The organism is Plantactinospora solaniradicis (assembly GCF_042658085.1).
GTDB lineage: Bacteria > Actinomycetota > Actinomycetes > Mycobacteriales > Micromonosporaceae > Plantactinospora > Plantactinospora solaniradicis.
Map to the genome: position 1 here is coordinate 15,916 of NZ_JBHSPR010000020.1, position 17,538 is coordinate 33,453.

Below are 17,538 nucleotides of genomic sequence, written 5' to 3' on the forward strand. Positions count from 1 at the left end.
GGGCCGCCGGCTCCGGCCGGCCGCCCGGATCAGGCGAGGTCGAGTGCGCGGGCGGCGGTTGGCACGTCGTTGCGGATGGTGATCGGCGAGGGCGCGGTCGAGATGGCCCACTCCGGGTCCTTGAGGCCGTGCCCCGTCACCGTGCAGACCACGGTCGACCCGCTCGGCACCATTCCGGCGGCGGCCTGCTGCAACAGCCCGGCGACACTGGCCGCGCTGGCCAGCTCGACGAAGACGCCCACCTCACGGGCGAGCAGCCGGTACGCCGACAGGATCTCCCGGTCGGTCACCGCCGCGATCAGCCCGCCGGAGGCGTCCCGGGCGTCCACCGCCTTCGTCCAGCTCGCCGGGTTCCCGATCCGGATCGCGGTGGCGATCGTGGACGGTTCGCGGACCGCCGTACCGGTGACGATCGGTGCGGCGCCGGAGGCCTGGAAGCCGTACATCTTCGGGCGACGGGTGGAGTTGCCGGCGTCGGTCTCCTCCTCGTAGCCCATCCAGTACGCGGTGATGTTGCCGGCGTTGCCGACCGGCAGGCAGTGGATGTCGGGGGCGTCACCGAGCGCCGCGACGATCTCGAACGCCGCCGTCTTCTGGCCGTGCAGCCGGTCGATGTTGACCGAGTTGACCAGCGCCACCGGATAGTCCTGGGCCAGTTTGGCGGCGAGCGCCAGGCAGTCGTCGAAGTTGCCGTTGATCTGGAGCAGCCGGGCGCCGTGGACCAGCGCCTGGGCCATCTTGCCCAGTGCGATCTTGCCCTGCGGAACGAGTACGGCGCAGGTGAGCCCGGCCCGGGCCGCGTACGCCGCCGCCGAGGCGCTGGTGTTGCCGGTGGACGCGCAGATGATCGCCTTGTTGCCGGCCTCGACCGCCCTGGAGACCGCCAGCGTCATGCCCCGGTCCTTGAACGAGCCGGTGGGGTTGGCGCCCTCCACCTTGAGATAGACGTCACAGCCGAGCCGCGCGGAGAGCACCGGCGCCGGCAGCAGCGGAGTGTTTCCCTCGTTGAGAGTGATCACCGGCGTGGCCTCGCTGACCGGCAGCCGGTTCCGGTACGCCTCGATCAAGCCCCGCCACATATCTCTCTCCTCGCACCTGCGGTACCCGCCCGGTCTGGTCGGCAGCGGCGGGTCAGCTCCACGGTGACCCAGGGTCGCCGATCGGCTGCACCCGCACCAGCCGCTAACCACCTGGCGGGACGAACGGACCACCACGTGATCAACCACGTGATCGACCGTCGGACCGCGCCGGGCGGTCCGCTACCGGCTGCCGCCCTCGACCCGGAGCACGCTGGCGATCGAGCGGACGATCTCCAACCTGCGCAGTTCCTCGACCGTCGCGGCGAGCGCGGCGTCCGGCGCGGCATGCGTCACGATCACCAGGATCGCGTCGCCACCCCGGCCCACCGGACCGGGACCATCCGCCGGACCGGACGGCGCGGACGCCTGCCGTACGGTCGCGATCGACACGTCGTGCCGGGCGAACACCCCGGCGACCGCCGCCAGTACGCCCGGTCGGTCGGCAACGTCGAGGCTGATGTGGTAGCGGGTGACCGCCTCCCCCATCGGCCGGATCGGCAGCGCCGCGTACGACGACTCGCTCGGGGCACGGACCCCGGCCAGGTGGTTGCGGGCCGCCGCGACCACGTCGCCGAGCACCGCGCTCGCGGTCGGCGCACCGCCGGCACCCCGACCGTAGAACATGAGCTGACCTGCGGCAGCGGCCTCGACGAAGACCGCGTTGAAGGCGTCGCCGACGCTGGCCAGCGGATGGCTGACCGGGATCATCGCCGGATGCACCCGGACGCTGACCGATTCGGTTCCGGTGGAGTCCGGGCCCCGGGAGGCGATGCAGAGCAGCTTGATGGTGCAGCCCATCGCCTTGGCGCTGGCCATGTCGGCCGCGGTGACCTCGGTGATGCCCTCCCGGTAGACGTCGGCGGCGGTCACCCGGGTGTGGAAGGCGAGCGAGGCCAGGATCGCGGCCTTCGCGGCGGCGTCGAAGCCCTCCACGTCGGCGGTCGGATCCGCCTCCGCGTAGCCCAGTCCGGTCGCCTCGTCCAGCGCCTCCGTGAAGCCGGCGCCGGTGGCGTCCATCGCGGAGAGGATGAAGTTGGTGGTGCCGTTGACGATGCCGGTGACCCGGCTGATCGTGTCGCCGTGCAGGGACTCGCGCAACGAACGGAGCAGCGGGATCGCCCCGGCCACCGCCGCCTCGTAGTAGAGGTCGGCACCGCCCTCGGCGGCGGCGTCGTGCAGCGTGCCGCCGTCCTCGGCCAGCAGGGCCTTGTTGGCGGTCACCACGCCCTTGCCGGCCCGCATCGCCTCGACCAGCCAGGTGCGGGCCGGCTCGATCCCGCCGACCACCTCGATCACCAGGTCGACGTCGTCCCGCTTGACCAGGCCGAGCGCGTCGGTGGTGAACAGCGACGGGTCAGCGGGCAGCGGTCCCCGCTCGCGGGCGAGCCGGCGTACGGCGATGCCGGCCAGTTCCAGCGGCGCACCGACCCGGGCGGTCAGGTCGGCGGCCTGCTCGTGCAACAGCCGTACCACCTCGGCACCGACGGTGCCGCAACCGAGCAGGGCCAGACGGACTGGTCTCGTCATCGGCTTCGCGGCGTGGACACCCGGCCGCCCGGGGACGGGAGGTGACGCCGCTGCCTCCCTTCGGGAAATCGTCGTACCGGGGCGGTTGGCGGTGCAGCAGGAAACCCACGGGCGACCGTGGACTCCCTGCCGGTCAGAGCCGGGAAGATGTCAACCCACGTCCAATGCAAGCAGATCGTCTTCGGTCTCCCGCCGGACGATCACCCGCGCGCGGCCGTTCCGGACCGCCACGACGGGGGGTCGTGGGACATGGTTGTAGTTGCTGGCCATGCTCCGGCAATAGGCACCCGTTCCGGGCACGGCGAGAAGATCTCCGGGCTGCACGTCGGCGGGCAGGAATTCATCCTTCACCACCACGTCCCCAGCCTCGCAATGCTTTCCCACCACCCGGGCGAGAATCGGCTCGGCCACCGACGCCCGGGAGGCGATGGTCGCCGAGTACGACGCGCCGTACAGCGCGGTCCGGATGTTGTCGCTCATCCCGCCGTCGACGCTGACGTAGGTACGGAGCCCGTCCACGTCCTTGACCGTGCCGACCTCGTAGAGGGTGAACACCGCCGGACCGATGATCGCCCGGCCGGGCTCGATCGACAGCCTCGGACCGGCCAGTTGCAGCGCGGCACACTCGTCATCGACGATCTTGTTGAGCCGCTTGGCCAGGTCGTGCGGTGCCGCCGGGTCGTCCTGGGTCGTGTAGGCGATGCCGAACCCGCCGCCCAGGTCCAGTTCCGGCAGTTCGACCCCGCGCGCGTCCCGGATCTGTGCCTGGAGCGCCAGCACCCGCCGGGCGGAGACCTCGAACCCGCTGGTGTCGAAGATCTGCGAACCGATGTGCGAGTGCAGTCCGCGCAGCTCCAGCACGTCCTCGTCGAGGATCTTGAAAGCGGCGGCCGCCGCCGCACCACCGGCGAGCGAGAAGCCGAACTTCTGGTCCTCGTGCGCGGTCGCGATGAACTCGTGGGTGTGCGCCTCGACGCCCACGGTGACCCGGATCATCACCTGCGGCCGTACGCCGCGCTCCCGGGCCAGCGCGGTCAGCCGGTCGATCTCCTGGAAGGAGTCGACGACGATCCGGCCCACCCCGGCGTCGAGGGCCCGGGCGAGTTCGGCCGGTGACTTGTTGTTGCCGTGGAACCCGATCCGTTCGGCCGGCATGCCGGCGGACAACGCCACCGCCAACTCCCCGCCGGAGCAGACGTCGAGGTGCAGGCCCTCCTCGGCGATCACCCGGACCACCGCCCGGCAGGTGAACGCCTTCCCGGCGTAGTAGATGTCCTCGTCCGGGAATGCTGCCCGGAACTCCCGGCACCGGTCCCGCAGGTCGTCCTCGTCCAGGACGTACACCGGGGTGCCGAACTCCGCCGCCAGCTCGCGGATGCCGAGACCGGCGACCACGAGCGCGCCGTCGGCGTCCCGGGTGACGTTGCGCGGCCACAGGTGCGGCACGAGGGCGTTGACGTCTTCCGGGGTACGCAGCCAGGCCGGCCCTCGGACCCCGAGGTCGCCGTGCAGCGCCCCCGCTTCGTGAGCCCGCATCACTTCTCCTTCGCCGCGCCCACGCGCGGTGGTTCGCTTTTCCCGGCGGCGCCTGTCCCGGTGACACCCGTCCCCGTCGCGCCCGTCCCGGCCACATCCGTCCCGGCCGAATCCCTCCCGGCCAGATCCGCTCCGGTCACATCCGCTCCGGTGCGGAGACGCCGAGCAGGGCCAGGCCGTTGGCCAGGACGATCCGGGACGCCTCGACCAGCCACAACCGGGCCCGGGTCAGGTCGGTCGCCGGTTCGTCACCCACCGGCAGGACCCGGCAGGCGTCGTAGAACCGGTGGTACGTGCCGGCCAGCTCCTCCAGGTAGCGGGCGATCCGGTGCGGCTCGCGCAACTCGGCCGCGGTCGCGACCACACCGGGGAACTCGCCGAGCGTCTTGATCAGCTCGTTCTCCTTGGCGTGGCTGAGCAGCCCCGGGTCGAAGTCGTCCCCCCGGGTCACCCCGAGGTCGACCGCGTAGCGCAGCAGCGAGGCGATCCGGGCGTGCGCGTACCGCACGTAGTGCACGGGGTTGTCGTTCGAGTTCTTGGTGATCTCGTCGATGTCCAGGGTCAGCGGCGAGTCCGTCGAGGAGCGCGCCAGCGAGTAACGGGCCGCGTCCACGCCGACCGCGTCGACGATGTCGTCGAGCGTGATGATGTTGCCGGCCCGCTTGGACAGCCGTACCGGCACGCCGTTGCGGACCAGGTTGACCAGTTGGCCGATCAGGATCTCGATGTTGAAGTCCGGGTCGTCCCCGGCGCAGGCGGCGATCGCCCGGAGCCGGTTCACGTAGCCGTGGTGGTCGGCGCCGAGCAGGTAGACGCACTTGTCGAAGCCGCGCTCCCGCTTGTTGATGTAGTACGCCGAGTCGGCGGCGAAGTAGGTCAGCTCGCCGTTGCTCCGGATCAGCACCCGGTCCTTGTCGTCACCGAAGTCGGTGGTGCGCAGCCAGATGGCGCCGTCGGCGTCGTACACGTGGCCCTGCTCGCGGAGCCGGCCCAGCGCGTGCTCCACCGCGCCGCTGCTGTGCAGGGTGCGCTCGGAGAACCAGACGTCGAAGTGCACGCCGAACCGCTCCAGGCTGGCCCGCATCTCGTCCAGCATCAGGTGGTAGCCGCGGTCCTGGAAGACGGTCATGGCCTCGTCGGCCGACAGGTCGAGCACGTCGGGCCGCTCGGCGACGACCCGGGTGGCGATCTCCGCGACGTACTCGCCCGGGTAGCCGTCCTCCGGGGTCGGCTCGCCCCGGGCCGCCGCGTACAGCGACCGGCCGAAGCGCTCGATCTGGGCACCGGCGTCGTTGACGTAGTGCTCGCTGGTGACCTCGGCGCCGGCCTTGGCGAGAATCCGGCGCAGCGAGTCGCCGACCGCCGCCCACCGGGTGTGCCCGAGGTGGATCGGGCCGGTCGGGTTCGCCGAGACGAACTCCAGGTTCACCCGCTGCCCGGTGAGCCGGTCGCTGCTCCCGTACGCCTGACCGGCCTGGACCACCTCGCGGGCGAGCTGACCGGCGGCGGCCGGATCGAGTCGGATGTTGAGGAAGCCCGGTCCGGCGATCTCCACCGATTTGACACCCGGTGTCCGGCCCAGCTCCTCGGCGAGGGCGGCGGCCAGTTCCCGGGGCGGCAGGCCGACCCGCTTGCTCAACTGCAACGCGATCGTGGAAGCGTAGTCGCCGTGCTCGGGATTGCGCGGTCGCTCCAGCGCCACCGACTCCGGCAGTACGGAGGGATCGAGACCACGCCGGGCGAAGACGGCGTGGGCGGCGGCGAGGACGGCCTCGGCGAGATTGGCGGGAGTCACCGAAACATGTTACCGGGGGTAGACTCGGTCACTCGGTGGCGACCCTGCGAGTGTACGGCCCGCCATCCCCTGACCGACCGACCTGACGAGGGACCATGAGCATCAGCACCTCGGGCGGCGAACAGCGCCGTCCGTCCGTGGTCAGCACCGGAAAGAAGGCGCCGGCCGGCGGCAAACCCGCCGAGGGCGGCAAGACGTCCGGGGCTAAGCCCGCCGAGGGCGGGAAGGCGGCCGGGGCCAAGCCCGCGGGGACGGCTGCCAAGACCTCCTCGGCCGGCCGGGTGCCGGCCAACCGGTCCGGCGGCGGAGGTGGCAAGAAGCCGCAGCAGCGCCGGCCGGTCGCTCCGGTACGGGTCAGCCAAGGCCGCTCGTGGGGTTCGATCGGCCTCTTCGTGGCCGTCGGCGTGGTCACCGCCGCGATCATCGGGTACGGCGCCTACGCGGTGATCCAGAACGGCAAGAGCTGGGAAGACAAGGCCTCTGCCATCGACGGCATCACCAACTACCGGGAGACCGACCCGTCGGTGGTGGAGCCGTTCCCCGGCAAGCAGTCGCACGAGGCGGGCCCGCTGACATACAAGATCAACCCTCCGGTCGGCAGCAGCCACAACAACGCCTGGCAGAACTGCATGGGTGACGTGTACGACGCGCCGATCGCCAACGAGCACGCGGTGCACAGCCTGGAGCACGGCGCGGTCTGGGTCACGTACAAGTCGGATCTGCCCGCCGACCAGGTGGAGCAGCTGGCCAGCAAGGTCCGTGGCAACGAATTCATGCTGATGAGCCCGGTACAGAACCTGGACAAGCCGATCTCGTTGCAGGCCTGGGGCTACCAGCTCAAGCTCGACAGCGCGGACGACGGCCGGATCGACGACTTCATCGGAGCGCTGCGGCAGAACGCCTCCATGGAGCCCGGCGCACCCTGCTCCGGCGGCATCACGGCCACCGGTACGACTCCGCGGGACAACGTGCAGGGTGACCAGCCGCAGGTTCCGCAGGGCGGCTGATCAATTTGACCATCGGGTCGGGGGCGCTGGCGACCGCTGGCGCCCCGGAGGACGGGACCATCGAGCGCGGTCCGGGTCGGCGTACCGCCGGCACGGCCGCGCTGGCGCTCGCCATCCTGCTCGGGCTGCTGCTCGGCTTCGCCAGCGGACTGCTCGCCCCGGGCCTGCTCCGGCCCGGTGACGGTTCACCGGAGGCCGGGTTCGCCCGGGACATGTCGTCGCACCACGCCCAGGCCGTGGAGATGTCGATCCTGGCCCACGAGAAGTCCACCGATCCGGACGTACGGACCCTGGCCGCCGACATCGCGCTCACCCAGCAGGCCCAGATCGGCACGATGCAGGCCTGGCTGAAGACCTGGAACCTGAACCCGACCGGCAGCAAGCCGCGAATGGCCTGGATGCCGGACGCCGCCGGTGCGGTGAAGAACGGGCTGATGCCCGGGATGGCCACCGACGCCCAGCGGGCCGAGCTGCGCGCCGCCACCGGCCGCGACTTCGACGTCCTCTTCCTGCGGTTGATGCGCGATCATCACCTCGGCGGGATCCACATGGCCGAGGGCATCCTCGAGCTCTCCGACGACGCGCAGGTGACCGCGCTGGCCAACTCCATGGTCGCCGGGCAGAAGAAGGAGATCGAGTTGATCCAGTCCCTGCTCGGCAAGTTCGGAGCCCAGTAGTTCGACACCTCTGCCTGTACCGCCGTTACCCGTACCGCCTACGGCGGCCGTCCAGCCCGGACGGCCGCCGTTCCGGTTCCCGTGCCCCGGCCCGACCCTGACACCGGCGAGAGGTACATCCGTTAAGAGCGGCTTAGCCCAGTTGCCCGGTTTGCCAAGCTTTCTCCATACATAACGTGACCAGTCATGAAGTGTCGTCGTTGTCCTAGACATGGCGGTTGCTCTTCGGGACGGACGTCGGTCGGTCACCAGTTGGTGCCGTCGACACACCATCGGCGGCGACGGTGCGGTGGCGGCCGTACGTCGCGGACAACGGTCGGGCGAGGGGGGCACCCTCAGCCGGGACCAGGAACTCGACCTGATCGAAACGATCCGCGGCTGCTATCCGGACCAGCTCGGACTGGACGACGAACTCTGGACCCGGCAGAGCGTCGCCGTCCTCGCCCAACGCCGGTACGGCCAGCGGCTCGAAGACGGCGACGTCAGCGGCTACCTGCGAGCCTGGGGCCTCGGCCCACGTGAACCCACCGACCGGGCCTGCGGCCTCTGCGTCGACGCCGTGATCGACTGGCTGGAACGGCAGTATCCGGCGATCGTGCGCTCCGCCCAGGAGCACCGGGCGGAACTGTGCTGGATCGGCCGGACCCGACTGCACGGGGTGGTACCCGCCGCGGACGTACTGTCCGCCGTCTCCGTACGCGGCCGGGTGCGGTTCACCGTCGCCACCCCGAGCGTCGACCCGACACTCCCCCGGGACTTCCTGCGCCGACTCAGCGGCCCGGACGGCCGCGCCGTACAGGTCGTGGTCGACGGCTCCTGGACCCGGGCCGAGTGGCCCCGGAAACTCCCCCCGCGCATCGTGCTGCACGCGTTGCCGAGTTGCGGCCGGTAACGGTAGCCGGGCGGATCGTCGACTCCCGCCACCCTGGGCGCACGGGGCCGGTACGCCGACACGGCGGATACCGATTCGGTCCCGCGCACCCTTGTTTGCTACTCTTTCGTGGTCGCTGAGCCCCCGTAGCTCAGGGGATAGAGCACCGCCCTCCGGAGGCGGGGGCGCAGGTTCGAATCCTGCCGGGGGCACACTTGCTAAGGAAGCTTTGACCAGCACAGAAACGCCCCTGACCAGGCGAAACCCGGTCAGGGGCGATCTTCGTATGTCCGGCCGTTTCGCGGGTGCCTGTGCCGAATACGTGCCGAAGTTCCGGGCCGGTCGGTCGTGGCCCAGGGCACGCTGTATCCGCTGCCCACGCTGTATCCGCTGCCTGAGTTCCGTGTCGCCTCCGTCTAGGCACTTGGCGTAGATCCTCAGCAGCACTTCCACAGACTGCCCTGCCCACTCGGCCACCGGCGTCGGCGGTATTCCGCCGTTGAGCCATGTCGACACAGCGGCGTGCCGCAGGTCGTACGGCGTTCGCGCCAGTGGCGACGCGACACCTCGGGCGTGAACACGTCGGCCCTGTCCTACGCCACACACAGTTGATCGTGCCCATGAATAACTCCTCCTTGTTGCGCTCCCCCACGAACAACCGACCGCGGGCCGTATCCGAACTGCTCGACGTGACGCCAGATGATCGCGGTCAGTTCCGGCGGACATAGGACCGTACGGGATTCACCTCGGGCGCGTTGTTTGAGCTGCCTGCTAGAAGGCCACCAGACGCGGGCCGATCCGGCCCTGCCGACTAGCCCCGTCCAGAAGGGTTCGAGCTTGGAACGGGTTACCTACCGATCGACGATCATCGGTGGTAACAGTCTGTGGAAGCTTCCATTTCAGTTGCGGCAACGGAGGGCTAAGGCGCTGGCCGACACCGGCAGCGGCGAGTCCTCGTCAGCGGCGACGTTCGGCAACTCGCCGGAGACGGTCTCTCCATGTGCACCAGCGCCCCGCCCGACACGTACTTGCGGGGCAGTAGCCCGTCGGCGAGCGCGACTTCGATGACGCGGATGTTTCCGGCCCGGTGCCGACCGGCCGCGCTTGTCTTTGCCGTCGGTCGTGCGGCCTCCTTCTCCGGCTTCTCTGGGGTAGCGCGGATCGATACCCATAGCTATCGTTCGATTACGGATCGGGATGGGTGGTGGGGTCGGGATGTCAAGCAACGACGACTTTTTCGCCACGAAGAAGGCAGCGGCGGTGTTCAAACACGGAATCTTGTCCCGCTATCCGGTCGTGTTCGCCGCGAAGGCGGGCATGAACGTGCAACATCACCGGGTGACGTTCCTTGACGGCTATGCCGGGCGGGGCCGCTACGACGACGGCCAGCCCGGTTCGCCGTTACTACTGGTCCAATCCGCCGAGCAGGTCGAGAAGTTTCGTTCCGTGCGCGCGATCTTTGTCGAGCGAGACGACGACAACTTCAAAAACCTGTCCCGCGTGCTCAGTGAGCGTGGAGGCGCCCGGAAACCAGTGCTGTATCACAAGTCCTTGGACGAATGCCTGCCCGAGATCCTGAGCATGGTGAAGAGCGACGCGCTGTTTGCCTTCCTGGACCCGTTCGGGCCAGCGTTGGACTATAACCTGCTGCGGTCCGGGCTCCTGGGCCGCCCTTCACGACCACCAACAGAGGTATTGCTGCACTTCAGCGTGCTGTCAGTGGCCCGGATGGGCGGGGCGCTGCGGAAGGTCAGGACCGGCGGCGCAGCGTTGACAGGGCCGGACCTCAAGTCAGCGCAACACCTGAACCGGTTTCTTGGCGGTGAGTGGTGGCAGCAGCACTTTGCCACGGTGTCGGATGCGCGCGACGAGCAACGGGCAACGCTGGCCGCGATGGCCGTCGCTGATCAGTACCGCAGGATGATCGCGGACGGGACAGGGTTCATGTCGATGAGCATGCCAGTCCGGCCCCGGCACGATCTGCTGCCCAAGTACGTGCTCGTGTTGTTTACCCGCCATGTCGAGGGGGTGTGGCAGTTTGCTGATGCGCTGGGCAAGGCGGGTGCCGAGTGGCGCAAGGCATGTATGAGCGAAGCATGGAATCGGGGCCAAATCTCAACTCAACCAACGCTCTTCGGCCTGGACACGGTGGTTCCCGACTTCGACGCGTCCGAACAGGCCAGCCGACAAGAGTGGGTCAGGACGATCGCGGCGAACATCCTGCGCCTAGCGACATCCAGCGGCCCGTTCCGGATCGCTGACCGGGTGACCGACGTGTACGGCACCACGCTGGGTTCAGCATGGATACCGCACGTGCGCTCGGCGGTGCGAGACCTGTACCGTCAGGGCCTCATCGTGAATGACGGCAAGGGCGACCGCTTCCACTACACCCTGATTCGTCGTTCGTGACTCAGGCAGCTACCTCCACGCCGGACATAGCCGGCATCTGGCCCCAGGTGAGTCCGTCAAGCGATCGCCCACCGGCCTTCGGAGTGCGACCACCCCATTGCTTGAAGAAAAACGGCACACCACTGTCCAAGCATTGATCTCGAACAGATCGTGCCCAGGTCGGAGACATTGGCCGGGCGTTCGGCCCAGACTCGCCGCCCACGATCATCCAGTGGATCCCTGTCAGGTCGACCTCCGCCAGCGGGCCGAGTAGGGGCTCAGCCGAGACGAAACGCACCGCTGCGGGGGCCTGGCGTAGATGGTCTAGGCGTGCGAGCTGGCTGGCGTCCTCCACGCTTACCCCCAGCCACACGTTCGCTGGCCAGTCGAACAGGTGCACGACCTTGGACAGTCGGGCGGCGCGTTTGGTCAGGATCTGGTAGGTGTGCTGCGGCGTCGCCGCCATCACGTCAAAGACCTGACGGATGAACGAAGTAGGCACCCGCGCGTGGAACAGGTCCGACATCGAATTCACGAAGACCATCCGAGGCTGGTGCCACCGGTAGGGAAGCTCCAAGGCATCGACGTGTACGGTCACCGCGAACCCGGGACCGGACGTGCGTGGATCTCCGTCGTTCTGATATTTAGGCGAGCCCATCGCCTTGAGGCGTTTGGCCAGCGTCAAGGCATAGCAGTTGTCGCAACCTGCGGAGATGCGGTCGCATCCGGTGGTGGGGTTCCACGTGGCCTCGGTCCACTCGATCGCACTGTGATCGGCCATAGCCATCCCCCTTCTCCTGTTTTCGTAATCTTGTCGTACATAGGTTCGGATGAACAGGGCGACAAATCACATACTTGTGATTTGTTGTCGACCTGTGCCCTCATCGGGCTAACGGCGGAGCCGTCGCGTGGTCGTGGTACAGGTGGTTGACCTGCGATGCACGCCAGTTGTATCGCCAACCACGCGGCCACCGTCCGGGGCCGCTTCGCCCCGGTGCAGACCCGACCGGATCGTCCGGCCGGTCTCCACCGCGCCGAGCCCGACCCGGCCGGCGGCGGCGGTCAGGACCGACGTGGCGTCGTCCTCAGCCAGCGCCCGACCGGCAACGAGTTGGCCGAGTGCGATCGAGGCGCTGTAGAGCACGTGATTCCGTCGCCCGGCGTCGAGGCAGATACCAGACGCCGGGCTGGATCTGAGACAAACGCGAGGTCAGGGGCTTGATTCGGATCTATCGCAGTGCCCCCGGAGGTGGGGGCGCAGGTTTCGCGTTCGAGTAGACCATCGAGGATGCCCCGACCGGATGGCCGGGGCATCCTCGCGTTGACCCCATATACGGCGTTACCTTGGCCGGCATGTGGTTGGCCGTCATCTGCGGTGGATGGTCGAATGCCGTTCATGACAGCCTGCCGCGAATCTTCGATGGCCTACGAGTCCGCCGACGGCAGTGAACTGCCCCTGCTGGTCTTCGAGCCTGCCGAGGGCACGCCGCTCGCGGCCGGCATCGTCCTGTTCCACGGGGGCGCCCTGCGCGCGGGATCGGCGAACGGGCTCGTCCCACACTGCCGTGAATTGGCGTCGCGCGGAATCTTCGCGGTGTCGGCCGGGTACCGGCTGCTCGGTCAGGGTGCGGTGAGTATCGACGACTGCGTCACCGACGTCCGGCGGGCGGTGGAGCACTTCAGGCGGCTGGCCGCGTCACGCGGGCTCGAGGCGTCGCGTCTGGCCTCGGGCGGCAGCTCGGCCGGTGCACATCTCGCGCTGGTCGCCGCGATGACAGCCCCCGGTACGCCCCTGACAGCGCCCGGACCCGGTGTCGCGGCCGTCGTGGCCCTCAACCCGGCGGGCCTGGATCTTCTCGCCTTCTCGCCGGAGCTTCAGCGTTCCATCGAACAGGAGGTCCGCATCGCTGCGGGACGGGCGATCGAGTACTCGCTGATCGAATTCGTGCGGCCAGGGAGTCCGCTGATGCTGATCCACCACGGCACCGCCGACGAGGTGGAGCCGATCGAGCACGCGCGGCGGTTCCGGGACGCGATGGTGCAGGCCGGCAACGAGTGCACGCTGCTCGAGTACGAACATGCCGAGCATGGGTTCCACTACCCTGGCCACAGCGGGCACTTCGATGACGTCATCGACGCCACTGCCCGGTTCCTCCTCAATCGGGTCGCAACTGTCCACGAATGATTCCCGGAGGAGGTCCGGGAAGCGGCGTGTGAACATGGGTCGTGCAGACCGGCCGTACCCGACGGGTGGAGTTCAGGTGGTGAAGGCGCGGCCCGCCGCCGGCGGTGGGCGGTGGGTGGAGATCTCGCCCGACCGGATCCATGGCTGGATCGACGGCTTCTACGGCCGGCACGACGGCGCCACCGAGCAGGGCCTCCTCCTGACCGGCCTGAGCAACGGCGACACCGCCACGCTGCATCCGCCACCCGGGCTTGCCGACGTGGAGGATGTCGACACACTGCTCGCCCGCGTCGTCCGACCGCCCCGGATCGCCGTACTGCTGGCGCGCAAGGGCGCGGTCGCCGTCGGTGTCGCGGACGGCACGACCATCACCGCCTCGAAGGTGGAGCGCTTCTACGTGCAGGGTCGCACCGCGGCCGGGGGTTCGTCGCAGCAGCGCTTCGCCCGTCGGCGCGCCAATCAGGCCGAGGCTGCCACTTCCCGGGCCGCGAACATCGCCGCCCGGGTCCTGCTGCCGTACGCGCCCGGCGTGCGGACCGCTCCCGACGACGCGGTCAGCGCACTGGTCTGCGGCGGCGACCGATCCATGATCGACACTGTGCTGACCGACCGCCGGCTGTCCGCACTGGCACTACTGCGTCATCCGCATCTGCTGGAGTCCGCCGAGCCGCGTCTGGCCGTGCTGGAGGAGGCGGTGGTCGCCGCGAGGCGGATCCGGATCCATCTGATGCCCTGAACCCGACCACGTTCGTCTTCACGCGGTGTCGGTGCCGAGTGCGGCCAGGGCGAGGTCCACCAGGTCGTTCGCGTACTCCTCGCTCAGTGGTCCGATTCGGAACATCCACCGGTAGTACATCGGTCCGAAGATCAGCTCGACGGCCTGGTCGAGGTCGACGTCGGCACGTACCTGGTTGGCACGTTGCGCGGCACGTAACCGGTCCTTGACCGCGTCGAACTGGGGTCGGAGCAACCGGTCACGTACCTGCTCGGCGAGCGCCTCGTCGCCGAGGGTCTCGATGCTGAGTGCGCGGGAGGTCGCGGACAGGCGCGGATCGGCCAGTTCCGCGACGGTCGGTCGAACAATCGCGTACAGGTCCTTGCGGATGTCGCCCGTGTCGGGCATCTGCGCATCGACGTCGACCGCCGCGTCGGCCAGCGCGTCGAGGATCACGGCGCCCTTGCCCGGCCACCAGCGGTAGATCGTCTGCTTGCCCACGCCCGCCCGAGCGGCGATCGCCTCGACCGTCAGCTCGTTGTACCCGGTTTCGCCCAGCAACTCGACGGCGGCGCCGAGGATGGCGCGGCGGGAGCGTTCGCTGCGACGTGTGGGATCGGGCCCGCTCTGAGAACGCATGCCGTCGACACTACACCGTCAACGAGACGGACCGACTCGTCTTGACAGCCGATCGCGGGTCGAGCAAACTACGGGACGAGACGTTGCGTCTCGTCGACAGAAAGGGCAACCCATGGAGCGCCGCACACACATCGCGATGGTCAGCATTCCGGCTCACGGGCACGTCAATCCCAGCCTGGAAGTGATCCGGGCACTGGTCGGGCGCGGTCACCGGGTGACGTACGCCAACGCACCGTCCTTCGGGGACGTCGTCCGGAGCACCGGCGCCGAACTCAAGCCGTACGAATCGACCCTGCCGGGGCCGGACGAAACCTGGACCGGCGATCCGATCGACGCGTTGACCATCTTTCTCGACGATGCGATCGCCATGCTGCCCCAGCTCCGCGCCGCCTACGCGGACGACCGGCCCGACCTGTTCCTCTACGACATCGCCGGCGCACCCGCCCGGCTGCTCGCGGAGGAGTGGGAGGTGCCGGCCGTCCAGCTCTCGCCCACGTTCGTCGCCTGGGACGGCTACGAGGAGGAGATGGCACCCGCCGTCGACGCCATGCGCAGCGATCCACGCGGAGCCGACTACTACCGCCGCTTCACGGAGTGGCTCACCGCCAACGGATCCGCCGTCACCGACAGCATCGCCTTCCAGGGCCGCCCGGCGCGCTGCCTCGCCCTCATCCCACGCGTGATGCAGCCACACGCCGAGCGGGTGGACCCGGCCGTCTACAGCTTCGTCGGCCCGATTCTCGGCAACCGCTCCCACCAGGGCACCTGGACCCGGCCCGCATCGGCGGAGAAGGTGCTGCTGGTCTCCCTCGGATCGGAGTTCACCGACCACCCCGACTTCTACCGACGCTGCGTGACCGCCTTCGGCGGCCTGGCCGACTGGCACACGGTGCTACAGGTCGGCCGGCACATCGATCCGGCCATGCTCGGCCAGCTACCGTCCAACATGGAGGCACACTCGTGGGTGCCCCAGCTCGCCATCCTGGAGCAGGCGGACGCGTTTCTGACCCACGCGGGCATGGGTGGTAGCGGCGAGGGACTCTACTGCGGCACGCCGATGATCGCCGCGCCGCAGGCGGCGGATCAGTTCGACAACGCCGACCGGCTCGTCGCGCTCGGCGTGGCCCGGCGGGTCGACGTCGCCACCGCCACCGCAGAGGAGCTACGGAAGGCGTTGCTCAGCCTCACCACCGACCCCGACGTACGGCATCGGGCGGCCCGGATCCGGCAGGAGCTACATGAGCACGGCGGCGCCGATCGAGCCGCCGACCTGATCGAGGCCGAGCTGTCGCAACCGCTGCGCCCGTCGGAGCGGGTGTCGAGCGCCTGATCCCCCGCGGGCTCGGGTCGACAATCCCTACGGGCTCGGGTCGACACCTCCTGCGGGCTCAGGCTCGGATCGGTCAGGCGCGGCGGATCATGATGTCGCCCCAGGAGGTGCTCGCCCGTACCTCGATCGTGTCCTCGTTCTCTGCCGGGCTGTTGGTCGTGTCGAGCGCGTTATGCACCCGACCGTGCTTGGAACTGACGTCCAGCCAGGCGGCGGTACCGCGCCGGATGCCGACCTCGATCCCGCCGTACGAGGTCTGTAGCCCGATCGACCCGCGTACGGCCTCGCCGATCCGGACGGTGCCGTACGCGGTCCGCGCCGTCACCGAGGCGAGCGCCCGGTCGACGGTGATGTCGCCGTACGCGGTCTTGGCCCGGACGTCGCCGCTGCTCTGCCCGATCCAGCAGTCGCCGGAGGAGTTCTTGATCTCGATGCTCCCGTCCACATCGCCGATGCGTACCTTTCCCGACGAGGCCGTGACCCGGGCCGTACCGGCGACGCGTTCCACCACGACCTCGCCATGACTGGTGTCGATGTCCAGCGGCCCGGTCTGGTCGAGCCGGATCGGCCCACCGGTGTTGAACCGGCACTCGCCGAGCCGCCCCTCGGCACGGAACGCCGCCCACGACGCCTCGGCCTGCACACTCGACCCGCTCGGCACCTCGATCACGATGTCGAGCGCGGGGCCCGCGCCGAAGAAGCCGTAGCGTCGCCAACTCTTCGGCGCCTTGATCATCAGCCGACCCGCGACGTATTCGACAGTGGTCTGCTCCGCGGCGCTCACGTCGGCCTTGCTCGACTCGTTGCGGGGCCGCACCTCGACCACGGTGTCGGCACGGTCGGTCGCGGTGATCCACGCGTCACCGACGGGGAGGTCGACCAGGACGGAAATCGGTTCCGGCGTCTCGAAAACAGGCATGGTGGTCTCCCGGATTGTCGGCGGGTGGGTGTTGCTGCTGTGGAGGGCGGGAAAGGAGGGTGAACGTGGTTAACGTGCCCAGCCGGTGAAGTGCTGGCCGGACCTCAACTCGGCACGCCGTACCGGACGGCGCTCGGTGTCGCTGGCCGCTCCGACGGCGCCGGCCGCGGCCCGCACGAGCCAGGCGTTGACCGACAGCCCGGCCCGGCCGGCGGCCTCCTCGACACTGGCCTTCAGGTGGTCGGGGAGGCGGAGATTGATCCGCGAGGTGCCGCCTTCGTCGCCCTCCGGTGCCAGCACCGGGGCCGGTGGCGCGGTCGGGCCGACCTCCTCGTCCGCCTCGTCGACGTGTGGGGCGGGTGTCACCACAAAGGCGGGCTCTCGCCCCCGCAGCCGTACGTGGACCGATCCTGGGGCGAGTTCCCGGGTGATCTCGTCGGCCGCGTCCGACAGCGCGTTGAGCAGCGTCAGCCGGGTCGCCGCCTCCAACTGCGTGAAGAGCCGCTCGGCCAGCGCCCTGCCCTCGGGATCGGCCCCCTCCGCGGCCACGGCGAACTCGTTGCGCAGGTTCTCGACGTACGGCCTCAGGTCCATGGTGCCATCATGGCACCTGTTGGCTCAGACTGCAATGCATCTGGCTCAGGCCGGCGCCGGTGAGCACTTCCATACCGGGCGGAAAGCACCCGCTGGTAGCGTGGACGGCGAGTGATCGGGAACAAGGGGGATCAGACGTGGCAGGTGACGACGACATCTCCGGGTGACACCGGAGTGATCGGCCACCGGCAGGCGCGCAGCAGCGCCGCCGCCGTGGCCGTGGCCGTCCCGTCGTTCCACCTCTCCCTGTTCCCCTGCTGGGCGATCTGATACGCC

16 protein-coding genes and 1 tRNA gene are annotated in these 17,538 nt (G+C 69.2%); 9 read left to right on the forward strand and 8 right to left on the reverse strand.

Going from position 1 to position 17,538, the window contains the following annotated elements; translation table 11 throughout:
* Positions 1-29: 29 nt before the first annotated feature.
* From thrC to argS, 4 genes are all read right to left on the reverse strand, one after another.
* Positions 30-1,079 carry a threonine synthase gene (gene thrC / locus ACFP2T_RS24425; protein ID WP_377425257.1) on the reverse strand — a complete coding sequence of 350 codons (1,050 nt, stop codon included), beginning with the start codon at positions 1,077-1,079 and terminating at the stop codon, positions 30-32.
* 180 nt (positions 1,080-1,259) lie between these two features.
* Positions 1,260-2,606, reverse strand: coding sequence for a homoserine dehydrogenase (locus ACFP2T_RS24430; RefSeq protein WP_377425259.1), 1,347 nt, complete (start codon positions 2,604-2,606; stop codon positions 1,260-1,262).
* A gap of 150 nt (positions 2,607-2,756) precedes the next feature.
* The gene (gene lysA / locus ACFP2T_RS24435; protein WP_377425261.1) at positions 2,757-4,142 is read right to left on the reverse strand and encodes a diaminopimelate decarboxylase; all 1,386 of its coding nucleotides are present in this window, start codon (positions 4,140-4,142) and stop codon (positions 2,757-2,759) included.
* Positions 4,143-4,278: 136 nt separating this feature from the next.
* Entirely contained in the window at positions 4,279-5,937 is a 1,659-nt protein-coding gene (gene argS, locus ACFP2T_RS24440; RefSeq protein ID WP_377425262.1) for an arginine--tRNA ligase, read from the reverse strand.
* Between the two features lie 95 nt (positions 5,938-6,032).
* Between argS and ACFP2T_RS24445 the strand changes: the two genes are divergently transcribed.
* The 5 genes from ACFP2T_RS24445 to tcmP all read left to right on the forward strand — a co-directional run bounded on the left by ACFP2T_RS24445 (position 6,033) and on the right by tcmP (position 10,901).
* Positions 6,033-6,944 carry a DUF3105 domain-containing protein gene (locus ACFP2T_RS24445; protein ID WP_377425264.1) on the forward strand — a complete coding sequence of 304 codons (912 nt, stop codon included), beginning with the start codon at positions 6,033-6,035 and terminating at the stop codon, positions 6,942-6,944.
* Entirely contained in the window at positions 6,944-7,621 is a 678-nt protein-coding gene (locus ACFP2T_RS24450) for a DUF305 domain-containing protein (protein WP_377426178.1), read from the forward strand. The genes ACFP2T_RS24445 and ACFP2T_RS24450 overlap by 1 nt, the downstream gene beginning before the upstream one ends.
* 211 nt (positions 7,622-7,832) lie before the next feature.
* A complete protein-coding gene (locus tag ACFP2T_RS24455; protein ID WP_377425266.1) occupies positions 7,833-8,513 on the forward strand; it encodes a winged helix-turn-helix domain-containing protein in 681 nt (226 codons plus the stop codon).
* Between the two features lie 119 nt (positions 8,514-8,632).
* Positions 8,633-8,704: transfer RNA gene (locus tag ACFP2T_RS24460), tRNA-Arg, on the forward strand.
* A 1,003-nt stretch (positions 8,705-9,707) separates the two neighbouring features.
* The gene (gene tcmP / locus ACFP2T_RS24465; RefSeq protein WP_377425268.1) at positions 9,708-10,901 is read left to right on the forward strand and encodes a three-Cys-motif partner protein TcmP; all 1,194 of its coding nucleotides are present in this window, start codon (positions 9,708-9,710) and stop codon (positions 10,899-10,901) included.
* Between the two features lies 1 nt (position 10,902).
* On the opposite strand, the gene ACFP2T_RS24470 is transcribed toward tcmP, so the two are convergent.
* Positions 10,903-11,667, reverse strand: coding sequence for a DUF5131 family protein (locus tag ACFP2T_RS24470; RefSeq protein WP_377425270.1), 765 nt, complete (start codon positions 11,665-11,667; stop codon positions 10,903-10,905).
* Between the two features lie 600 nt (positions 11,668-12,267).
* Here ACFP2T_RS24470 and ACFP2T_RS24475 point away from each other — a divergent pair.
* A complete protein-coding gene (locus tag ACFP2T_RS24475) occupies positions 12,268-13,065 on the forward strand; it encodes an alpha/beta hydrolase (protein WP_377425271.1) in 798 nt (265 codons plus the stop codon).
* A gap of 76 nt (positions 13,066-13,141) precedes the next feature.
* On the forward strand, positions 13,142-13,801 hold the full coding sequence (locus ACFP2T_RS24480; RefSeq protein WP_377425272.1) for an acVLRF1 family peptidyl-tRNA hydrolase: 660 nt from the start codon (positions 13,142-13,144) through the stop codon (positions 13,799-13,801).
* A gap of 18 nt (positions 13,802-13,819) precedes the next feature.
* Here the strand turns inward: ACFP2T_RS24480 and ACFP2T_RS24485 are convergent, their stop codons facing one another.
* Positions 13,820-14,419 (reverse strand): TetR/AcrR family transcriptional regulator, encoded by a 600-nt coding sequence (locus tag ACFP2T_RS24485; protein WP_377425273.1) that lies wholly within the window; start codon positions 14,417-14,419, stop codon positions 13,820-13,822.
* A gap of 112 nt (positions 14,420-14,531) precedes the next feature.
* On the opposite strand from ACFP2T_RS24485, the gene ACFP2T_RS24490 reads away from it, so the two are divergent.
* Complete coding sequence (locus ACFP2T_RS24490; RefSeq protein ID WP_377425274.1) at positions 14,532-15,749, forward strand: macrolide family glycosyltransferase; 1,218 nt, start codon at positions 14,532-14,534, stop codon at positions 15,747-15,749.
* A 73-nt stretch (positions 15,750-15,822) separates the two neighbouring features.
* Here ACFP2T_RS24490 and ACFP2T_RS24495 read toward each other — a convergent pair whose 3' ends face one another.
* Both ACFP2T_RS24495 and ACFP2T_RS24500 read right to left on the reverse strand, forming a co-directional pair.
* Positions 15,823-16,668, reverse strand: a complete 846-nt coding sequence (locus ACFP2T_RS24495) for a DUF4097 family beta strand repeat-containing protein (protein ID WP_377425275.1) — start codon at positions 16,666-16,668, stop codon at positions 15,823-15,825.
* 69 nt (positions 16,669-16,737) lie between these two features.
* On the reverse strand, positions 16,738-17,262 hold the full coding sequence (locus ACFP2T_RS24500; protein WP_377425276.1) for a hypothetical protein: 525 nt from the start codon (positions 17,260-17,262) through the stop codon (positions 16,738-16,740).
* Positions 17,263-17,406: 144 nt separating this feature from the next.
* Here ACFP2T_RS24500 and ACFP2T_RS24505 point away from each other — a divergent pair, with 144 nt between their 5' ends.
* Positions 17,407-17,532 (forward strand): hypothetical protein, encoded by a 126-nt coding sequence (locus ACFP2T_RS24505; protein WP_377425277.1) that lies wholly within the window; start codon positions 17,407-17,409, stop codon positions 17,530-17,532.
* The last annotated feature ends 6 nt before the right edge of the window (positions 17,533-17,538 follow it).

What these genes read in the sequence shown, in the direction of transcription:
- ACFP2T_RS24455 (WP_377425266.1), top strand. Translation starts at nt 7,833, where the DNA reads ATGGCGGTTGCTCTTCGGGACGGACGTCGGTCGGTCACCAGTTGGTGC.
- lysA (WP_377425261.1), bottom strand. Translation starts at nt 4,142, where the DNA reads ATGCGGGCTCACGAAGCGGGGGCGCTGCACGGCGACCTCGGGGTCCGA.
- ACFP2T_RS24495 (WP_377425275.1), bottom strand. Translation starts at nt 16,668, where the DNA reads ATGCCTGTTTTCGAGACGCCGGAACCGATTTCCGTCCTGGTCGACCTC.
- ACFP2T_RS24470 (WP_377425270.1), bottom strand. Translation starts at nt 11,667, where the DNA reads ATGGCTATGGCCGATCACAGTGCGATCGAGTGGACCGAGGCCACGTGG.
- ACFP2T_RS24485 (WP_377425273.1), bottom strand. Translation starts at nt 14,419, where the DNA reads ATGCGTTCTCAGAGCGGGCCCGATCCCACACGTCGCAGCGAACGCTCC.
- ACFP2T_RS24500 (WP_377425276.1), bottom strand. Translation starts at nt 17,262, where the DNA reads ATGGACCTGAGGCCGTACGTCGAGAACCTGCGCAACGAGTTCGCCGTG.
- ACFP2T_RS24430 (WP_377425259.1), bottom strand. Translation starts at nt 2,606, where the DNA reads ATGACGAGACCAGTCCGTCTGGCCCTGCTCGGTTGCGGCACCGTCGGT.
- thrC (WP_377425257.1), bottom strand. Translation starts at nt 1,079, where the DNA reads ATGTGGCGGGGCTTGATCGAGGCGTACCGGAACCGGCTGCCGGTCAGC.
- tcmP (WP_377425268.1), top strand. Translation starts at nt 9,708, where the DNA reads ATGTCAAGCAACGACGACTTTTTCGCCACGAAGAAGGCAGCGGCGGTG.
- ACFP2T_RS24445 (WP_377425264.1), top strand. Translation starts at nt 6,033, where the DNA reads ATGAGCATCAGCACCTCGGGCGGCGAACAGCGCCGTCCGTCCGTGGTC.
- ACFP2T_RS24490 (WP_377425274.1), top strand. Translation starts at nt 14,532, where the DNA reads ATGGAGCGCCGCACACACATCGCGATGGTCAGCATTCCGGCTCACGGG.
- ACFP2T_RS24475 (WP_377425271.1), top strand. Translation starts at nt 12,268, where the DNA reads ATGCCGTTCATGACAGCCTGCCGCGAATCTTCGATGGCCTACGAGTCC.